This is a genomic window from Corynebacterium jeddahense (genome assembly GCF_028609865.1).
GTDB classification, from domain to species: domain Bacteria; phylum Actinomycetota; class Actinomycetes; order Mycobacteriales; family Mycobacteriaceae; genus Corynebacterium; species Corynebacterium jeddahense.
In genome coordinates this window covers 459,101-475,831 of sequence record NZ_CP063194.1, presented here as the reverse complement: position 1 = coordinate 475,831, position 16,731 = coordinate 459,101, and the positions used below count along the sequence as shown (strand labels likewise).

Here is a 16,731-nt window from a genome sequence, read left to right as displayed (position 1 = left end):
CTGCCGCCGTTGCAAGAGGCGAAGATGACCGGGCCGGAGACGGCGCGCGTCGGGTCGGTGAGGAATTCCGGGTTGTCCGTCTCCGCGGCGTCGCGCGCTAGGCACGCACGAGCGGCACCTCGACCTCGAGCGACGTGTCGGTGCCCACCCCCAGGCCCGACGGCTGCGCGCCCTCGTGGATGAGCTGGGCCGCAAGCGCCGCGATCATCACACCGTTGTCCGTGCACAGGTTGAACCGTGGCACGCGCAGTTCGATGCCGGAGGCGTCGCAACGCTCACGCGCGAGCTCGCGCAGCCTCCGATTCGCCGCGACTCCCCCGCCGAGCAGCATGGTGCGCGCGCCGGTGTCCTCGCAGGCCATGACGGCCTTCGCCGTGAGCACGTCGCATACCGCCTCTTGGAACGAGGCGCACACGTCCTCGAGCGAGACCATGCGGCCCTCGCGCTCGGCGGCCTCGACGTGGCGCGCCACCGCCGTCTTCAGGCCGGAGAAGGAGAAGTTGTAGCGGTGCTCGCCGCGCAGGTCCTCCGCGCGCGACAGCGCCCGCGGGAAGGCGACGGCGTGCGGGTCGCCGGAGGCGGCAAGCTTGTCGACGACGGGCCCGCCCGGGTATCCCAACCCGAGCAGCCGGGCGACTTTGTCGTAGGCCTCGCCGGCGGCGTCGTCAAGCGTGGTGCCCAGCTCCTTCATCGGTTTGCCCACGGCCTCGACCTCGAGGATCTGCGTGTGCCCGCCCGAGACGAGCAGCGCGACGGCGTGCGGCAGCGGCTCGCCGTCCAGGTTTGCCACCGCGACGTGGCCGCCGAGGTGGTTCACGCCGTAGAACGGCACGCCCCACGCGGCCGCGTACGCCTTCGCCGCGGACGCGCCGACGAGCAGCGCGCCGGCGAGCCCGGGCCCGACCGTCGCGGCGACGGCGTCGGGCTTGGCGATTCCGGCGTCCGCGAGCGCCTGCTCCATCACCTGCGGCATCGCCTCGAGGTGGGCGCGCGAGGCGATCTCCGGGACGACGCCGCCGAAGCGCGCGTGCTGCTCCATCGAGGACGCGACCACGTCGGCGAGGATGTCCATCGTGCCGTCGGCGTGCAGCTCGACGATGCCCACGCCCGTCTCGTCGCACGACGACTCGATACCCAGCACGATCATGTGTTTCGCCCTTTCGTGTCCCGCTCGCTCTTGCGCCGCCGCATCATCGAATACGCGTCCGCGCCGGAGGCCTGATAGTAGTTCTTCCGCGTGGCCAGGGTGAAAAACCCGAAGCTCTCGTACAGCCCGATCGCGGGCGCGTTGTCCGTGCGCACCTCGAGGAACATCGGGCCGTCGAGCAGGTCGGCGGTGTGCGCCATCTGGTCCACGAGCGCCCGGCCGATGCCGCGGCCCCGGTGCTCGGGCGCGACGCCGATGGTGTGGATCTCGAACTCCGGGTCGTCGCGCGGGCCGAGCATGGCGAGACCGGCGTAGCCGAGCATCGCTTCGTCCTCCCCATCGAAGGCCCCGAGATAGAACGTGTGCGGCTGGGCGATCTCGGCGAGGAACACGTCGCGCGACCACGGGTTGTCGCCGGCGAAGCACACCGCCTCGAGCGCGGCGACTGCGCCGGCGTCGCCAAGCGTCAGCTCGCGGAACCTCATGGCAGCGCCGTCGATTTAGGCGCCTGCTTCGGCGGCACCGCGTCCGGGCGGCGCAGATAAAGCGGCACGAGCGGGCCGGGGGCCGCAGAGAAGTCCGCCGCCGCGACAAGCCCGGCCGGCGTCGGCGCGGCGTAGGTCACCTCGCGGGCCTCCACCGCCACCTGCTCCGCCAATCCCGGGGGCACGCTGAGCACGTCGACGGGCGGGCTCGCGAGGTCGGCGGGCTTGCACACGTCCGGGCCGTCGACGCGGGCGCCGCCGGCATAGCGCGCCCAGTACACCTCGCGCCGGCGCGCGTCGGTGACCACCAGCGCGTCGCCGCCGAGCCCGGCGGCCACCGCGTCGTGGGTGCACACGCCGTGCACCGGCACGCCGAGCGCCTGGCCGAGCGCGGACGCCGTGGCCATCCCGACCCGCAGGCCGGTAAACGGGCCGGGCCCGCAGCCGACAACGACCGCCTCGAGGTCGGCGAACCCTATCCCCGCCTCCCCCAGCAGGCGGGTGATCTCCGGCACGAGCGTCTCGTTGTGCGCGCGCGTGGGCACGCACGCCCCAGCGAGCGTCCGGGCGCCGGCGCCGGTGCCCTCGACGACGCCGGCCACGAGGTCGGTGGTGGCGGTGTCGATGGCGAGGATCAGCATTACTGCTTCATCCCGAGGGCCCAGTGGCCTTGGTCCATGTGGAACGGCATGGCGGTGTTCAGCGGGAACGACTCCGACTGCGGCACGGTGCAAATGTCCACCTTGTCCAGCTCGACGGCGTCCGTCATCGGGTCAGCGCCCTCCCCAGACGGGATGAGCAGGACGTAGCCCAGGTCGCCGCCCAGGTCGAGGTCGTCCTTGTTCAGGCCGAACGCCTGCACCTTCGCGTCCACGAGCTGCTCCGGCTCGCCCGGGCACAGTGTGGTGTAGCCGGCGAACCGGTCGGCGTCGTAAATCCGCGACGGATCCACGAGCTGCGCGGCGACGGCGTCGCCGCCCGGACGGGTGGCCAACAGCGAGCGGGTCAGCGAGTTGGTCGGCTTCACTTCCGCGACCTCGCTCGAGCGGGACTTCGGGATGAAGATGAGGCCTGCGAGAATCACGAGCCACAACACTGCGGCGAGCACGATCCAGCGGCGGGCCTGGCTTGTCGTCTTGAGCATGCAGCTAAGCCTACATCCCCTCCACGACGCGCCAGGAGATGATGCGCGCCTCCGTCGCCGCGTGCGTCTCACGGTCGAGCGTCACGGCAAGGTGGCGCGGCGCGAGCTGTTCCACCAGCCCGCCGCCCCACTCCGCCACCACGACGGCGTCCTCGAGGTCGGTGTCCAAGTCGAGCGCGTCGAGCTCGCCGAGCGGGTCCCCGCCGAGGCGGTACGCGTCGACGTGGATGAGCGCGGGCCCGCCGCCGAGCGGCGCGTGCTGCCGGGCGATGACGAACGTCGGGCTGGTCACGCGCCCCTTCACGCCCATCCCCTGCGCGATGCCCTGGGTGAACGTCGTCTTCCCGGCGCCGAGCGGCCCGTCGAGGACGACGAGGTCGCCCGCCTCGAGCGCCGCGCCGAGTTCCGCCCCGAGCGCCTGCGTATCGACGGCCCCACGGCACAGCCTGCTGCCCTCCGCCGGGAAACTGCCCTTCATCGCTCGCCCCCGCGGTAGGCGCGCTGCGTACGCCCGCGCGGCGCGCACACCACCTCGTAGTTGATCGTGCCGGCGCGCTCGGCCAGCGCCGTCGCGTCGCCGAAGATGACGGCGGTGTCGCCCGGCGCGACCTGGGCCTCGTTGTCTCCGAGCCAGACCACGATCTGGTCCATAGACACGCGCCCCACCTGCGGGTACGTGCGCCCGCCAATCTCGATCTCGAGGGCGTCCTGCCACGTGCGCTGGACGCCGTCGGCGTAGCCCGCCGGTACGACCGCGGAAAACCCGTCCGCGGGCGCGGCCCAGGTCCGGGCGTAGCTCGTGGCCTCGCCGCGGCGCATTCGCTTCACCGCCACGACGGGCGCGGACCACTCCATCGCCGGTGTCAGGCCGTGGTCGAGGCCGGGGACGGGTTCCAGCCCGTAGAGGCTCACGCCCGGGCGGATCATCTCGAAGTGCAGATCCGGCCGCGTCCACGTCGCCGGGGAGTTGGCCAGGTGGTTGCACGCCACCTCGAGCCCGTACCGGCGGGCGAGCGCGATCGCGCGGCGGAACGCCTTCGCCTGCACGTCGGTGTACGGGTCCGCCGGGTCGTCGGCGCAGGCGAGGTGGCTCATGAGGCCCTTGACGCGCAGCCGGCCCGCATCCTCGGCCTCCTTCGCAGTGCGAAACGCCTCGTCCCAGTCCTCTTCGTCGAGGCCGGAGCGGTGCATGCCCGTGTCCACCATGAGGTAGACGGTGTGGGCCGAAGGGGCGTCGATAAGCAACTGCATGTGCGCGCGGGTGGGGACTCCGACCTCGATGCCCTCCGGGACGTCCTCGCCCAGCGACCAGAGCCACGCGAGCACCGGCTTGTCCGTGAGCGCGCGGACGCGGCGCGCCTCGGCGAAGGTGGCCACGCCGAACGCGTCGGCGCCGTGCGCGTCCATCACCGGCACGCAGCGCTCCACGCCGTGGTTGTAGGCGTCCGCCTTGACCACGCACATGAGCTTCGCGCTCGTGTGGCGCTTGATCGCGGCGGTGTTGTGGGCGATAGCGTCGAGGTCGATGGTTGTCTGCAGCACGTGAGCCATTACACCACGTGCGCCACGCCGAGCACGACGAGGAGCACGGCCACCGCCCACGTCGCCGCGCGGGTGACGCGCTCGGGGTGCGTGCGCGCCCACTCGAACGCCCGGCCCGCGGCGCTGTCCGGCCTCCTGCGCACCCAGCCGACGGCGAGCGCCGTGAGCGTGGGCAGGGAGAGCGCGACCGAGGCGTACAGGGCGATGGAGCCGTAGCGTATCGACGGCTCAATGCCCGCCGCCGACAGCAAGGCCAGCCCGCCGTAGAACGGCACCGACGTCGCCGACTGGACCACGCCCAGCACGACGCCGGTGAGGACGGTGAGCGGGCCGGGGGTGCGCAGCGGGCGCATGATCTTTTCCGTGAGCGCGCCGTTGTCGCCCCCGCGCACCGCGAGCACGGCCGTGACGAGGCCGGTGGCGATGAGCAGGATGCCGAAGACGGGCCCGTCGACGAAGTCCTTCACCGCGGGGCCGAGCCCGTCGAAGATGGCGAGCATGACGAGCGCGAGCCCCGCCACCCCGCACCAGTCGCCCGCGATGAGCAGCGCGGTTGTCGCCGCGTAGTCCCGGCGGGCGGCGATGCCGACGGCGACGATCACGCCGATGAGGAGCAGATTCACCGAGTCGACGAACGCTAGCTGGAGTGCTGGAAGCATCCGTCCTCCTTGTCGCGCCCGCCGGTTCCGTCCGACTCACCCTAGCCCACCGGCCGATGCAGTAGGATTGCCCGCGTGTCTGCGAAGCTGAAGAAACTCTCCGACCTGTCCAAGCGCGGCCCGCACCGTGTTTTGGAGGGCGACCTGGGCTACACCGGCCTGCCCGGCAAGGTGTACGCGCCCGCCGACGGCAAGGACATCCCCGGCGTGGCGTTCGGCCACGACTGGATGAAGTCCGTCGAGGACTACCACGCCACCTTGCGCCACCTGGCCAGCTGGGGCATCGCCGTCGCCGCGCCCGACACGGAGACCGGCTTCAAAACCGACCATAGCGGCTTCGCCGCCGACCTGGAGACCTCCCTGCAGATCGTCGCGGGCGTGCGCCTCGGCAACGGCAACATCTCGGTCTCCCCGGACAAGCTCGGCATCGTCGGCCACGGCATGGGCGGCGGCGTGGCGGTGCTCGCGGCGGTGGACAACCCGAAGGTGAAGGCCGTCGCGTCGATCTACCCGGCCAACGTCGCCCCCTCCGCCGTGGAGGCCGCACGCAACCTCTTCGTCCCCGGCATGGTAATCGGCCCGGGCAAGGACGGCGACACGCTGTTCGATCCGGGCAACCCCGCCAAGCTGGCCTACAACTGGGCCGGCGACGTGGTCTACCGCGCGCCGAAGAAGGGCGACCAGCAGAGCTTCTCCGAGGACGGCGTGATCAAGCGCATCCTCGGCGTGGGCAAGTCCGACCGCGGCCTGCAGGAGACGGTGCGCGGGCTGCTCGTGGGCTACCTCCTCCACGAGCTCGCCGGGGAGAAGAAGTACGCCTCCTACGCCGACCCGGAGGCCGAGGGCTCCGGCGTCGAGTCCTTCACCGGCGAGAAGCTCGCCAACGCCGCGGGGCTGACCCGCGACGACGCCGGGTTCTCCCTCTTCTAGGAGCCGGCCGCGTTCGGGCCGATGCTGCGCAGCACGGCCTTGATCTGCGCCTGCTGGGTGCGCTGCACGTTGTCGCGCACCGCGGGCTGCCCGTTCTGCGCGGCGCTGCGGCGCGGCCGCGGCATGCTGTAGTCGCCCCGCGGCACCGTCACCGGCTGGCGTGGCATCGTCTCGCGCGCGAGCGCGTGGTGCTTGGCGGTGAGCTCCATCTTCTGCTGCGTCTCCTTCATAAGCGCCTCAAAATCCGCCATGCGCTTGGCAGTGCGGCGCTGGTACTGCAGCACGAACGTCTCAAAATCCATCGTTTACCACTGACCTGTCTTCTTCATCGCCCACGGCTCCGGGGCGGGTTGGCTGGCCGGCGCACCGCCGTCGGCCTGGGCGGGGAGAGTGCCGAGCTCGTCGAGGTGGTCGAGCTTGCCCGACGGCGGGGCGGGCTCGTCCACCTGCGCAAGCTCCGGCGGCGGCGCGATGACCCCGTCGGTCGTGCGCGCCGGCTCGGGTGCGGGTGCGGGTGCGGGCGTCGGCTCGGGTGCTGGCGTCGGTTCCGGCTGCGGCGCCGGTGCGGTCTCGCAGCCCGCGGCGGTGATGCAGCCGAGCGCGCCGATCGCCGCCGCCGCGCCGACCACCCCGAGCGCGCCCAGGCACACCTTCGGGTTGATGTCCACGTTGACCGACACGCAGCGTCGGTCGGTGGTGCTGGCGGCGGGGGCGGAGACGACGTCGATACGCTTGTGCCACTCGGTGAAGTCCGCGGGCGGCGCGGGCTGCTCGGCCGACGCCTCCCCCGCCCGGCAGGCGACCTCCTCGAGGCACTGCTTGATCACGCAGTTGCGGTCGCTCGCCGTCTCGCGCGCGCAGCGCAGCGCCTCGATGACCACCTCGACGGCGGGCTGCACGAGCTGCGCGATCCCGCAGTTGAGCACCGCGTCGAGCATCCGACGCGCCGGCGCGAGCAGCGCGCGCACCGCCGACTCCGCGGACGCGACGACCTGGCCGATGGCGCTCGAGCACTCGCCGATGCTGCTGCCCACCTGGGCGACGCGCTCGAAATGGTCGGTCTCGCGCGCCTCGGTGCGGCGCTCGTGCTCGCGGATGCCTGTCTCGTCGAGCCACGCGCCGCAGTCGCAGCCGCACGAGCAGTGGCGCGCGGGCGTCTCCGGGCGCGCGAGCCCCGCCTGCAACCTGAGCCCGGCGGCGGCGAAGGCCGCGAGGTCGAGGCCGTCGGTCTGCGCGAACTGCTCGAGGATTTCGCTGGCGAGGCAGCGCACGGCCTGGCGCTGCTCGGGCGGCACCTGCGGGGCGTCATCGACAGTGTCGACGATGTCGCGGACGTCCGTTTCCACCGCTGTCATCATGCGCCCATCACCCCGCCCAGCGTCTCCGCCGCGGCAGCGTCGGCCTCCGCCACGGCGTCCGCGAACGCGACGACCTGCTCCCAGCCCTCGCTGCGCGCCTCGAGGAAGCGCCGCGAGGTGCGGTGCATCTCCTCGAGCGCGTCCGAGACCAGGCGCGCCTCCGCTGCAAACCCGGCGCCGAACGCGGCCGCCGGCAGCTCGGGCCGCGCCGCCTCGAGCTCGCGGATCGCGTCCTGATACGCGCCGATGCCCTCGCCGTAATGCGCCCGGACCGCCTCGACGTCGATGTCGAACGCGGTGCCCGCGCGCGCGTCAGTGTGTGTCATGTCCCCACCCCCGAAAGGTTGTTAGTCCAACGTGTGTCTTCCCCTAGTTAGACTCCCCCAGCGCCCCGGCGGTTCCCTGCCGGGGCGAAAAACTTCACGTGCTCAACCTACACTGCCGCGACGGCGGCCGCGAGCTGGCCGGCAACCTTGCGCGCATGCTCCTCGTCGGCGGCCTCCACCATGACGCGGAACAGCTCCTCGGTGCCGGACGGGCGCAGCAGCACGCGCCCGGATTCGCCCAGCTCGTCCTCGGCGGCGCGGATGGCGTCCTTCACGGAATCGTCGTCGAGAATGAGCGCCTTGTTGGACACCGGGACGTTGATGAGGGTCTGCGGCAGGACCGTCATCACGCTGGCGAGCTCGGCGAGCGTCTTGCCGGTCTCCGCCATCCGCGCCATGAGCGTGAGCCCGGACAGGACGCCGTCGCCGGTCGTCGCGTGCGCGGGCAGGACGATGTGGCCGGACTGCTCGCCGCCGAGCGAGAAGTCGCCGCGGCCGAGCTCCTCGAGCACGTAGCGGTCACCCACCTTCGTCTCGCGCACCTCGATGCCCTCGCGCTGCATCGCCTGCTTGAGGCCCAGGTTGCTCATCACCGTGGCCACGAGGGTGTTCTCCTTGAGCGTGTTACTCTCCTTCATCCCGAGCGCGAGGATGGCCATGATCTGGTCGCCGTCGACGACGTTGCCCTGCGCGTCCACCGCGAGGCAGCGGTCGGCGTCGCCGTCGTGCGCGAGGCCGAGGTCGGCGCCGTGTTCGACGACGGCCGCCTGGATCTGGTCGATGTGCGTGGAGCCGGAGCCGTCGTTGATGTTGTACGCGTTCGGGGTGTTGTGGATCGCGGTGACCTCCGCGCCGGCCGCGGCGTAGGCCTTCGGCGCGACCTCGGACGCCGCGCCGTTCGCGCAGTCCACGACGACCTTGATGCCGGCGAGGTTCGCACTCACGGCCTCGGCGAGGTGGGCGAGGTAGCGCTCCTGCGCGTCGGAGGCCTCCTCGATGACGCGACCGATGCTCGTGCCGGTCGGGCCGGTCTCCTCGAGCTGTGCCATCGCTCGCTCGATCTCGTCCTCGATCTCGTCGGGCAGCTTCTTGCCGCCGGCGGAGAAGAACTTGATGCCGTTGTCGGGCATGGGGTTGTGCGACGCCGAGATCATCACCCCGATGTCCGCGCCGTAGTCGTCGGTGAGAAACGCGAGGCCGGGCGTGGGGATGACACCGACGCGCAGCACGTCCACGCCTTTCGACGCCATGCCGGCGGCCATCGCGGCGGCGAGCATCTCGCCGGAGACGCGCGGGTCGCGCCCGATGAGCGCGAGCGGCCGGCGCTTTTCCGCCTTTCTATCCTTCGTGAGCACGGTCGCCGCGGCGGCGCCGAGCTTGAGTGCGAGCGATGCGGTGAGGGTCTCGTTCGCGAGGCCGCGGACACCGTCAGTTCCGAACAATCGAGTCATGGGGCCAATTATTGCGTATCGACGCACCTCCGGACCGCCCACCCTCTGTGGATAACTGCGCGTTGGTTGCGGGAGTTATCCACAGGTTTCGGTGGGTGGTCTTGACATCGCCCCGGTTCCCCTTAGTGTGTCGGGCATGAACCCATTCGAAGCACTCGCACTCGCGGTTGGGGCCGGCGCCATCGACGCCCTCGCCCACTACGACCGCGACGCGCTCACCACCGCCGGCGTCAAACCCGACACGCTGCGCGAATGGGCACGCATCCACACCGTCTACTACGGGCCAACCCGCTACCGCACCCAGCAACGCCGCGCGCTCACCCTCGCCCGCGACAACGGCACAAGCCTGGACAAACTCGTCTTCATCGAAAAACACCTCACCCGCTTCACCGGCACCGAACAATGGAAATTGCGCCACGCCCTGCTTTCCGTACGCGGCACCTACGAAACCCTGCGCCGCCGCGCCAACGACATCCTCCCCACCGCCGAACCTCAACCGGCGAAAAAACAAATGACTTTCTCCGCCCCCAAACACGGCCGCACCCGCATCACCATCACCGCCGACGACCGCCGCGCCGCCGACCTCGAACACGCCCTCCGCCACCACATCGACCCCACCCAACCCGCAGCACCCCAAATGGAAGCCGCGTTCTGGAACCTCATCGACGCCGGCGAAACCGTCCCCGCCGCCGCACCCCGCCCCATGATCCTCGTGCCCCTACCCGAATACACCCGCATCACCGCAGGTTTAGGCGACGACGTCATCCTCACGCTCACCGACGGCACCACCATGACCGGGGCCGAATTCCTCTCGTTAGAGTTCGGCGAGGCGCTCGACGTCGCCGCGTTCCACCCCGAAGCAGGTGCCGTCAACCTCTACCGCACCCAACGCCTCGCCAACACGAAACAACGCGACCTCGCCCGGCTCGTCATGCCGGTATGCGCGTTCCCCGGCTGCCGCCACGGGGCGCAAGCCTGCGAGATCCACCACGTCACCGCCTGGAAACACGGCGGGGAAACCAACCTGGACAACCTCGCCCCGTTGTGTCGCTACCACAACCGCGTCAACGACGACGACCCATCGCGCAACAAACGCGGCCACATCGCCATGATCCGCGGCGCACCCTGGTGGATCAGCCCCCACGGAACCCCAGTGAAAAACTCCAACCGCGGGGCCATAGACCAACTCTTCGGATAAACAGCAACGCCGCCGCCCGAAGCGGGCGGCGGCGAAGCGTGCGCAAAACCAGCGATTAACGCTTGGAGTACTGCGGCGCGCGGCGGGCCTTGTGCAGGCCGGCCTTCTTGCGCTCCACGGCGCGGGCGTCGCGGGTGAGCAGGCCGGCCTTCTTCAGGGTCGGGCGCTCAGCCGGGTTGTACACGTTGAGTGCGCGGGCGATCGCGAGGCGCAGCGCACCGGCCTGGCCGGTCGGGCCGCCGCCGGAGATGTTGGCCTTGATGTCGAACTGGCCCTCGCGCTCGAGCAGCGTCAGCGGCGTGAGGATGTCCTGCTGGTGCAGCTTGTTCGGGAAGTAGTCCTCGAACGAGCGGCCGTTGACCGTGATCTTGCCCTCGCCCTCGACGACGGTGACGCGGGCGATGGCGCGCTTGCGGCGGCCGACGGTCTGGATCGGGCCCTCGTGCAGCGGGGCGACCTCGACGGTCTCCTCGGTCGCGTCGACCTCGGGTGCGATCGCGTCGCCGATGGTGTAGTTGAACTCCTCGGTCGCGGCGGTCGCGGCGTCGACGTCGGTGCCCAGCTCTTCCGCGGCGGTGTTTTCGAAGTTGTTCGGCTCGGTCATTACTGTGCCACCTGCTTAAACTCGTAGGTTTCCGGCTGCTGGCCCGCGTACGGGTGCTCATCGCCGACGAAGACGTGCAGCTTCTTGATGGACTGACGGGACAGCTTGTTGTGCGGCATCATGCCCTTCACAGCTTCCTCGATCACGCGGTCCGGGCGCTCGTCCAGCGCGCGGCCCAGGGTCATGGACTTCAGACCACCCGGGTAGCCGGAGTGGCGGTAGCGCATCTCGCGCTCGCGCTTGTTGGACGAGATGTGGACCTTGTCGGCGTTGATCACGATGACGTGGTCGCCGGTGTCGACGTTCGGCGCAAACTGGGGCTTGTGCTTGCCGCGCAGGATGTCTGCGACGGTGGAAGCGAGCTTGCCCAGCACCACGTCGGTCGCGTCGATGACGTACCACTTACGGGTGATGTCACCGCTCTTCGGGTGGTAAGTAGACATGCATGACTCCTTTAAAGTCTGTCTAGATGGCTGCCGGCCAATGCTTCGTATGCACCTTCGCGGTTCCGGCGGCCGGTGGAGACCCGAAACGCGCGTCAGGCGGGACACACAGGCGCCTAACACTACGGCATCCGCCCCGCAAAACAAAAACGCCGCCGCAGGTGATCCCCTCGTCACCTGCGGCGGCGTCGTTTCCCCCGTCCCCCCAATGTTCAGTGAGCGCGCCGACGCGCGCGCCACGCCCATCCCCCGAAAGGTCGGCGCGCGCACCGGCGCATGTGGCGGTTAGCCCCAGCTGTTCGCCGCGGCGTTGTTCACCGCGAGCATCGTGGAATTGCCGTCGTCGACGGTCTGGGCGATCTGCGTGAGAATCTGGTTGAGATCCTCCGCAGCCTGGTCCCACTTGGCCTGGTGCGCCTGGTAGGCGGCGGCGGCGCTACCTTCCCAGGTCTGCGCCATCGGCTGGAGCATCTGCTTGAGCTCAGCCAGGTCGCCGTTGATGCGCGACGCGGACGCGCGCATGTCTTCGGCGGCGCCGGCGATCTGGGCGAAGTCGTACTTAATCTGCATGGTCTGGTTTCCTTTACTTAGAGTGCGAGCCCGCCAGTGAGCTGGCGCAGGCTGTCGGTGTTGGTGGCGTCGGTGGTCTCGTAGTGCTTGGCGTTGTCGCGGATGTTCACGGCGATGGCGCTCAGTGCTTCGGAGAGCCTGCGCTGGGCGTCGTCGTAACGCGTCATGAGCTCGTCGAAGCTGCGCTGCGCGTTGCCGGACCAGTAGCCGCGGGTGGCCTCGGCCACCTGCTGGATGCGGTCGATCTCGCGGTTGACGTCCGCGTTGGTGTCGTCGGTGCGGTCGGCAGCGGCGCGCATGACCTCGGCTTCGGTTGCGAACTGCTCCATAGGAATTTCCCCCTCGTGTCGTGTGCAAGGACGGGCAGCGGTGTGCTGCCCAAGTATCTGACTGTCAAATGGGCCCGTCGGTTCCCTCGGAAACGGAAAAAATTTTTACGGACCCACGCCAGCCCCCTTGAACTGGGCGGATTCCATCGCCATGCGGCACGTCGCGCGCTGCACGGTGGTCGGTTCGCGGCGGCTGTGGCACCCGACGAAGAGCTGGTTCGCGCCCTCCGGCCATGTCCGCCACAGCGATTGCGAGCCGTCGCCGGCGCGCTCGAGGTACGTCACGGCCACCCCGTCGGTGTCCACGAGCTCAACCTCGGGATCGGCCTCGATGTCGGCGAGCAGCTGCTCCGCCATCGTCCGCGCGGGCAGCGCGTAGAGCCGCTCCACGGCGATGTGCAGGCGGAAGTCGGGGTCCTCGCCGGTGGCGCGCCACGTGCCGTCGTCGGCCTCGAGCGCGAAGCCGGCCGGCAGCTCGACGCTCAGCCCGTCGCGCTCGAGCCGCACGGTCGCGGGGGGCTGTTCGCGTATCGACGTCACCTCCGGCGCACCCGACGTCGACACCGACGTCGACACCGGCACCGACTCCGACACCGACTCCGGCGCGCTCGGCGCGGCAACCGGCGCGTCCGGCTCCCCGCCGCCCCGCCCGCCGACGAGCCGCACGATCACCACCGCACACACCACGGCCACCACCGCCACGACCGCGACGAGCACCCACGTGCCCCGCCGCGGCTCGCGCGCGGCCGCCGACACCGCCGGGAAGCTGTCGGTGGGCGGGACTGGATCGGGCTCGGGGCCGAGAGTCTCTGTCGTGAGCGCGATGTCGTAGCCGGCGAGGAGGTCGGCGAGCTCGCGGAGACGGCGCTCGTCCGCGGCGATGTGTACCTCGGCGCCGGCCGGGTCCGGCCCGAGCGCGGCGCGCACGGTGCCGGCGATCTCCCGGCTCGACGGCGCGTCGAAGCGGTGGACGTTCGCCGCGCCCGTGATCACGGTGGACGCGTCGGTGGCGGTGATGCGCAGGGCGGTCATCGGTCCTCCGGCAGCTGGATCGTGCCGCGGGGCTCGCCGCGCACGAGCGTGGCGCGGCCGGGCCGCTGGGGGCTCGGGCGCACGCCGAAGATTGCGCCCTCGTCGCGGGTGCCGTCCATGACCAGCACGTCGGGGTTGAGGTCCTTGAGTCCGGTGAGGAACGGCCCAAACAGCGCGCGCGAGACACCGCCGAACTTGCGCGCCGCCACGACGGTGAGCCCGACGTCGCGGGCGTGCGGCAGCAGCTCGACGAGCGGGCGCAGCGGCTCCTCACCGACGAGCTCGAGGTCGTCGACGACGAGGTAGAGCTCCGGGCCGTCCCACCACGAGCGGTCGCGCAGCTGCTCCGGCGTGACGTCCGCCCCGGGCAGGCGCCCGGTGAGCGTCGCGGCCATCGCCCGGACGGCGTCCGTGATCGCGCTCGTCGACGCGGCGTACGCGGCCACCATGTCCGCGTTCGCCCGCCCGAGGTGAGCGCGCCGCGGGTCGAGGATGACGAGCCGCGCCCGCTCGCGCCCCATCGACTCCACCGCCGCGATCGCGCTCGCGATGAAGGTGGACTTGCCGCAGCCGCCCGCGCCGATGACGAGGACGTGCCCCGCCGCGTACACCGGCTCGAGCGCGGGGCCGCCGATGCCGAGGGGGATCCGTTGGCCGTCGAGAAGCGATTGCGTATCGACGCCCTCCGGCAGCACCCGCAGCCGCGGCACCGGCACGACGTCGGTGTGCGCGGCGAGATGGGCGATGTCCTCGCCGCTCGTGTGCGCGAGCTGCATCACCCGCCCGTCCGGCGTGAGGCCGCGGCCCGGGACGGCGGGCAGCTTTTCCTGCAGCTTGCGGTCGATGAGCGAGTCCATCGGCTCGGTGAGCCGCAGCTCGATGCGGGTGCCGATGAGGTCGCGCACGTTCGGGCGGATCGCGCTCCAGCGCTGCGTCGTGGCCACGAGGTGGATGCCCGCGGCCGGGCCGTCCGCGGCGATGCGGGCGAGTGTGTCGCGCATGTCGTCCTCGAGGGCGTGCCACCCGTCGACGACGAGCATGGCGGGGCGCGGGTCGTCGATGAGTCCGGCGACCTCGTCGACGACGCGGCGGGCGCGCTCGGCGTCCTTGAGGCTCGCCGTGCCGGCGACGTGCGGCAGCGCCTCGAGCTCCGGGAAGTCGCCGAGGACGTACACCGCAAGCCCGGCGCGCAGCTGCGCGGCCACGATCGTGCGCACCGCCTCCGACTTGCCTGTCTGCGGCCCGCCCGCGATGGCGACGTGCCCTCCGGCGGTGGCGAGGTCGAGGTGGAACGGGGTCTGGCGCTGCTTGTACGGCTCGTCGATGAGGCCGATCGCCCCGCCGGTCTGCGCGAGCGGGATGCGCTGCGGCAGCGGTGGCAGCCACACCTGGTGGGCGCGCATGCCGCGGGCGTCGGCGACGTCGCGGGCCTTGGCCACGACGGCGTCGAGCAGCGTTGTCGAGTGGTCTTCCTCGACGTACGTGGCGGGTTCGTGCTCGACCTCGTCGCCGGTGAACGGGCGCACCCGCACGTCGGCGCGGTGCGTGAGCACGGTGCGGGTGAGCGGGCCGGAGACGTAGGCGGCGCGGAACCGGACGAGGTCCATGCCCGCCTTGAGGTAGCCGGAGCCAGGCTCGCCGGGCAACTCGTAGGCGTCGGGTACGCCGAGGACCTGGCGGGACTCGCCGGCGGAGAACGTCTTCAGGCCGATGCGGTACGACAGGTGCGAGTCGAGGCCGCGCAGCTTGCCCTCCTCGAGGCGCTGCGAGGCGAGCAGCAGGTGCACGCCGAGGGAGCGCCCGAGGCGGCCGACCGCGACGAAGAGGTCGGCGAAGTGCGGGTGCTGGGTGAGCAGCTCCGTGAACTCGTCGACGATGATGACCAGCGAGGGCAGCGTGTGCCCGGCCTTGGTGTAGTCCGTGATGTTGGCGAAGTTGCCGGCCGCGCGCAGCAGCTCCTGGCGGCGATTGAGCTCGCCCGAGATCGCGTCGTACATGCGCTCGACGAGCACCGCCTCGTCCTCGAGGTTCGTGATCACGGCGGCGGTGTGCGGCAGCGACTCGCAGCCGAGGAACGTCGCGCCGCCCTTGAAGTCCACGAGCACGAAGTTGAGCTCGCCCGGCGAGTGGGTTGCGGCGAGCGCCACGACGAGCGTGCGCAGCAGCTCGCTCTTACCGGAGCCCGTCGCGCCGATGCACAGCCCGTGCGGGCCCATGCCGCCGAGCGCCGCCTCCTTGAGGTCGAGGTAGACGGGCTGGCCGTCGGGCGTGGCGCCGATGGGCACGGTGAGCTTGTTGCGCACCCCGGGCCACATCGTGTGCTCGTCGAGCGCATCGACGTCCGCCACGCCGAGCATCGACATGAGGTCCCCGCCGCGCTCCTGCGCGGTCTCCGGGCGGCGGTAGAAGCCGAGGTGGCGCGCGACGAACGCCGCCTCGGCGTTCGAGAATGTATCCGGCGCGCCGAGCGTTTCCACCCCCTGCGCCGTCACCGCCTGCAGCGTGTCGCCGCAGATGAGGTGGAACGCGTCCGGGTCGACGAACGCGTCCGGGTTCTCGTCGACGACCACGACGCAGTCCGCGTCCGGGGCGGGCTGGGGCGACCTGTGGGCGTCGAGAAGCACGATGCGAAACGCGCCCTCGCTGCGGGCATGCGGGAGCCACTTCGCCCAGGCGAACGGCGCGTCGACGGACACGAGCTCCGGACCGTAGAAGAACGCGAGCTGGCAGACGATGGAGCGCGCCACCTCCGCCGCGCGCGGGCCGGCGAGCGTGATGGCGGGGAACGCGTCGAGCTGCACGAGCATCGGCATGCCGGGCACGGAGCTCACCGCCGCGACGGTGCGGCGCAGGCTCACCGCGCACACCGGGTCGAGGTCCTCCGGGCTGCCCGGGTCGTCCACCTCGACCGGCGTGCACAGTGCGCCGCTGCCCGTGCCGAGGCGCACCGTCGGCGCGCCGAAGCGCTCCCAGACGCGCTCCACCGGCGTCGCCGCGACGAGCTCGCGCGGGGCGGGGTAGAGCGCGGCGACGTGCGCGCGCTGCTTTGCGGCGTTGCCGCGCGCGGTCTGCGCGAGCGCGTCGAGGTGGCGCAGGTACACCCGGCGCGTCTCGTCGATGTCGCCCTGGCGCTCCTGCGGGTTGATCATCCCGACGAGCCCGAAGAGCATCATGAGCGGGAAAATCAACATCATGGGGCTCACGGCGCGCCCCGACATGGCCATGAGCGCCATCACCGCACCCACCGTGACCAGCATGATCACCGGCAGCAGGATCTTCATCACCGGCTGCGGCTGCGGCTTTTGCGCCGCCGGCACCGGCTCCACGCGCAGGCTGCCCGTCGGCAGCGGCGGCACGTCGGGTGCGGCGGCGACCGGCACGAGTACCGGGTTGTGATCGAGCCCAAGCAAGGTCCATTCCCCCCTTTGTTGAACCACAGTTCCCCCGAACTGTGGACGCGCTGGGGATTGTAGGCCATACTGAACCGCGTCGCGCGGCGAATGGGGGCCGCGC

At 71.1% G+C, this 16,731-nt stretch carries 19 protein-coding genes; 2 read left to right on the top strand and 17 right to left on the bottom strand.

Annotated features, from left to right (window positions below; all coding sequences use genetic code 11):
- Nucleotides 1–97: 97 nt before the first annotated feature.
- The 7 genes from tsaD to CJEDD_RS02305 are packed head-to-tail and all read right to left on the bottom strand — an operon-like array spanning nt 98 to nt 4,977.
- Nucleotides 98–1,147 carry a tRNA (adenosine(37)-N6)-threonylcarbamoyltransferase complex transferase subunit TsaD gene (gene tsaD / locus CJEDD_RS02335; protein WP_042406330.1) on the bottom strand — a complete coding sequence of 350 codons (1,050 nt, stop codon included), beginning with the start codon at nt 1,145–1,147 and terminating at the stop codon, nt 98–100.
- On the bottom strand, nt 1,144–1,632 hold the full coding sequence (gene rimI, locus CJEDD_RS02330; RefSeq protein WP_042406327.1) for a ribosomal protein S18-alanine N-acetyltransferase: 489 nt from the start codon (nt 1,630–1,632) through the stop codon (nt 1,144–1,146). Before rimI ends, tsaD begins: the two co-directional genes overlap by 4 nt.
- Nucleotides 1,629–2,273: a tRNA (adenosine(37)-N6)-threonylcarbamoyltransferase complex dimerization subunit type 1 TsaB gene (tsaB, locus tag CJEDD_RS02325; protein ID WP_042406325.1), complete on the bottom strand. Its 645-nt coding sequence runs from the start codon at nt 2,271–2,273 to the stop codon at nt 1,629–1,631. Before tsaB ends, rimI begins: the two co-directional genes overlap by 4 nt.
- On the bottom strand, nt 2,273–2,776 hold the full coding sequence (locus CJEDD_RS02320; RefSeq protein ID WP_042406310.1) for a hypothetical protein: 504 nt from the start codon (nt 2,774–2,776) through the stop codon (nt 2,273–2,275). Before CJEDD_RS02320 ends, tsaB begins: the two co-directional genes overlap by 1 nt.
- Nucleotides 2,777–2,786: 10 nt before the next feature.
- On the bottom strand, nt 2,787–3,254 hold the full coding sequence (gene tsaE, locus CJEDD_RS02315) for a tRNA (adenosine(37)-N6)-threonylcarbamoyltransferase complex ATPase subunit type 1 TsaE (protein WP_042406307.1): 468 nt from the start codon (nt 3,252–3,254) through the stop codon (nt 2,787–2,789).
- Nucleotides 3,251–4,327, bottom strand: coding sequence for an alanine racemase (alr, locus tag CJEDD_RS02310; RefSeq protein WP_042406305.1), 1,077 nt, complete (start codon nt 4,325–4,327; stop codon nt 3,251–3,253). Before alr ends, tsaE begins: the two co-directional genes overlap by 4 nt.
- The gene (locus CJEDD_RS02305) at nt 4,327–4,977 is read right to left on the bottom strand and encodes a GAP family protein (protein WP_042406303.1); all 651 of its coding nucleotides are present in this window, start codon (nt 4,975–4,977) and stop codon (nt 4,327–4,329) included. Before CJEDD_RS02305 ends, alr begins: the two co-directional genes overlap by 1 nt.
- Before the next feature lie 75 nt (nt 4,978–5,052).
- Here CJEDD_RS02305 and CJEDD_RS02300 point away from each other — a divergent pair, with 75 nt between their 5' ends.
- Nucleotides 5,053–5,907, top strand: a complete 855-nt coding sequence (locus CJEDD_RS02300; protein ID WP_042406300.1) for a poly(ethylene terephthalate) hydrolase family protein — start codon at nt 5,053–5,055, stop codon at nt 5,905–5,907.
- Here CJEDD_RS02300 and CJEDD_RS02295 read toward each other — a convergent pair.
- The 4 genes from CJEDD_RS02295 to glmM all read right to left on the bottom strand — a co-directional run bounded on the left by CJEDD_RS02295 (nt 5,904) and on the right by glmM (nt 9,042).
- The gene (locus CJEDD_RS02295; RefSeq protein WP_042406298.1) at nt 5,904–6,209 is read right to left on the bottom strand and encodes a hypothetical protein; all 306 of its coding nucleotides are present in this window, start codon (nt 6,207–6,209) and stop codon (nt 5,904–5,906) included. The genes CJEDD_RS02300 and CJEDD_RS02295 overlap by 4 nt on opposite strands.
- 3 nt (nt 6,210–6,212) lie before the next feature.
- A complete protein-coding gene (locus CJEDD_RS02290) occupies nt 6,213–7,265 on the bottom strand; it encodes a hypothetical protein (RefSeq protein WP_042406295.1) in 1,053 nt (350 codons plus the stop codon).
- Nucleotides 7,262–7,591: a hypothetical protein gene (locus CJEDD_RS02285; protein WP_042406292.1), complete on the bottom strand. Its 330-nt coding sequence runs from the start codon at nt 7,589–7,591 to the stop codon at nt 7,262–7,264. Before CJEDD_RS02285 ends, CJEDD_RS02290 begins: the two co-directional genes overlap by 4 nt.
- A 107-nt stretch (nt 7,592–7,698) precedes the next feature.
- On the bottom strand, nt 7,699–9,042 hold the full coding sequence (glmM, locus tag CJEDD_RS02280) for a phosphoglucosamine mutase (RefSeq protein ID WP_042406290.1): 1,344 nt from the start codon (nt 9,040–9,042) through the stop codon (nt 7,699–7,701).
- 136 nt (nt 9,043–9,178) lie between these two features.
- Between glmM and CJEDD_RS02275 the strand changes: the two genes are divergently transcribed.
- Nucleotides 9,179–10,240 carry an HNH endonuclease signature motif containing protein gene (locus CJEDD_RS02275; RefSeq protein WP_273657593.1) on the top strand — a complete coding sequence of 354 codons (1,062 nt, stop codon included), beginning with the start codon at nt 9,179–9,181 and terminating at the stop codon, nt 10,238–10,240.
- 55 nt (nt 10,241–10,295) lie between these two features.
- Here the strand turns inward: CJEDD_RS02275 and rpsI are convergent, their stop codons facing one another.
- The 6 genes from rpsI to eccCb all read right to left on the bottom strand — a co-directional run bounded on the left by rpsI (nt 10,296) and on the right by eccCb (nt 16,628).
- On the bottom strand, nt 10,296–10,844 hold the full coding sequence (rpsI, locus tag CJEDD_RS02270; protein WP_042405236.1) for a 30S ribosomal protein S9: 549 nt from the start codon (nt 10,842–10,844) through the stop codon (nt 10,296–10,298).
- Nucleotides 10,844–11,287, bottom strand: coding sequence for a 50S ribosomal protein L13 (gene rplM, locus CJEDD_RS02265; RefSeq protein WP_042405237.1), 444 nt, complete (start codon nt 11,285–11,287; stop codon nt 10,844–10,846). Before rplM ends, rpsI begins: the two co-directional genes overlap by 1 nt.
- A gap of 285 nt (nt 11,288–11,572) precedes the next feature.
- Nucleotides 11,573–11,857, bottom strand: a complete 285-nt coding sequence (locus tag CJEDD_RS02260; RefSeq protein WP_042405239.1) for a WXG100 family type VII secretion target — start codon at nt 11,855–11,857, stop codon at nt 11,573–11,575.
- A 17-nt stretch (nt 11,858–11,874) separates the two neighbouring features.
- Nucleotides 11,875–12,186 (bottom strand): WXG100 family type VII secretion target, encoded by a 312-nt coding sequence (locus CJEDD_RS02255; RefSeq protein ID WP_042405241.1) that lies wholly within the window; start codon nt 12,184–12,186, stop codon nt 11,875–11,877.
- A gap of 105 nt (nt 12,187–12,291) precedes the next feature.
- Nucleotides 12,292–13,218 (bottom strand): type VII secretion-associated protein, encoded by a 927-nt coding sequence (locus tag CJEDD_RS02250; protein WP_042405243.1) that lies wholly within the window; start codon nt 13,216–13,218, stop codon nt 12,292–12,294.
- Nucleotides 13,215–16,628, bottom strand: coding sequence for a type VII secretion protein EccCb (eccCb, locus tag CJEDD_RS02245; RefSeq protein WP_042405246.1), 3,414 nt, complete (start codon nt 16,626–16,628; stop codon nt 13,215–13,217). Before eccCb ends, CJEDD_RS02250 begins: the two co-directional genes overlap by 4 nt.
- Nucleotides 16,629–16,731: the final 103 nt, after the last annotated feature.

What these genes read in the sequence shown, in the direction of transcription:
- CJEDD_RS02275 (WP_273657593.1), top strand. Translation starts at nt 9,179, where the DNA reads ATGAACCCATTCGAAGCACTCGCACTCGCGGTTGGGGCCGGCGCCATC.
- CJEDD_RS02320 (WP_042406310.1), bottom strand. Translation starts at nt 2,776, where the DNA reads ATGCTCAAGACGACAAGCCAGGCCCGCCGCTGGATCGTGCTCGCCGCA.
- rpsI (WP_042405236.1), bottom strand. Translation starts at nt 10,844, where the DNA reads ATGACCGAGCCGAACAACTTCGAAAACACCGCCGCGGAAGAGCTGGGC.
- CJEDD_RS02250 (WP_042405243.1), bottom strand. Translation starts at nt 13,218, where the DNA reads ATGACCGCCCTGCGCATCACCGCCACCGACGCGTCCACCGTGATCACG.
- CJEDD_RS02290 (WP_042406295.1), bottom strand. Translation starts at nt 7,265, where the DNA reads ATGATGACAGCGGTGGAAACGGACGTCCGCGACATCGTCGACACTGTC.
- CJEDD_RS02255 (WP_042405241.1), bottom strand. Translation starts at nt 12,186, where the DNA reads ATGGAGCAGTTCGCAACCGAAGCCGAGGTCATGCGCGCCGCTGCCGAC.
- CJEDD_RS02305 (WP_042406303.1), bottom strand. Translation starts at nt 4,977, where the DNA reads ATGCTTCCAGCACTCCAGCTAGCGTTCGTCGACTCGGTGAATCTGCTC.
- rplM (WP_042405237.1), bottom strand. Translation starts at nt 11,287, where the DNA reads ATGTCTACTTACCACCCGAAGAGCGGTGACATCACCCGTAAGTGGTAC.
- CJEDD_RS02285 (WP_042406292.1), bottom strand. Translation starts at nt 7,591, where the DNA reads ATGACACACACTGACGCGCGCGCGGGCACCGCGTTCGACATCGACGTC.
- tsaB (WP_042406325.1), bottom strand. Translation starts at nt 2,273, where the DNA reads ATGCTGATCCTCGCCATCGACACCGCCACCACCGACCTCGTGGCCGGC.
- CJEDD_RS02260 (WP_042405239.1), bottom strand. Translation starts at nt 11,857, where the DNA reads ATGCAGATTAAGTACGACTTCGCCCAGATCGCCGGCGCCGCCGAAGAC.
- tsaE (WP_042406307.1), bottom strand. Translation starts at nt 3,254, where the DNA reads ATGAAGGGCAGTTTCCCGGCGGAGGGCAGCAGGCTGTGCCGTGGGGCC.
- CJEDD_RS02295 (WP_042406298.1), bottom strand. Translation starts at nt 6,209, where the DNA reads ATGGATTTTGAGACGTTCGTGCTGCAGTACCAGCGCCGCACTGCCAAG.
- glmM (WP_042406290.1), bottom strand. Translation starts at nt 9,042, where the DNA reads ATGACTCGATTGTTCGGAACTGACGGTGTCCGCGGCCTCGCGAACGAG.
- rimI (WP_042406327.1), bottom strand. Translation starts at nt 1,632, where the DNA reads ATGAGGTTCCGCGAGCTGACGCTTGGCGACGCCGGCGCAGTCGCCGCG.
- alr (WP_042406305.1), bottom strand. Translation starts at nt 4,327, where the DNA reads ATGGCTCACGTGCTGCAGACAACCATCGACCTCGACGCTATCGCCCAC.
- tsaD (WP_042406330.1), bottom strand. Translation starts at nt 1,147, where the DNA reads ATGATCGTGCTGGGTATCGAGTCGTCGTGCGACGAGACGGGCGTGGGC.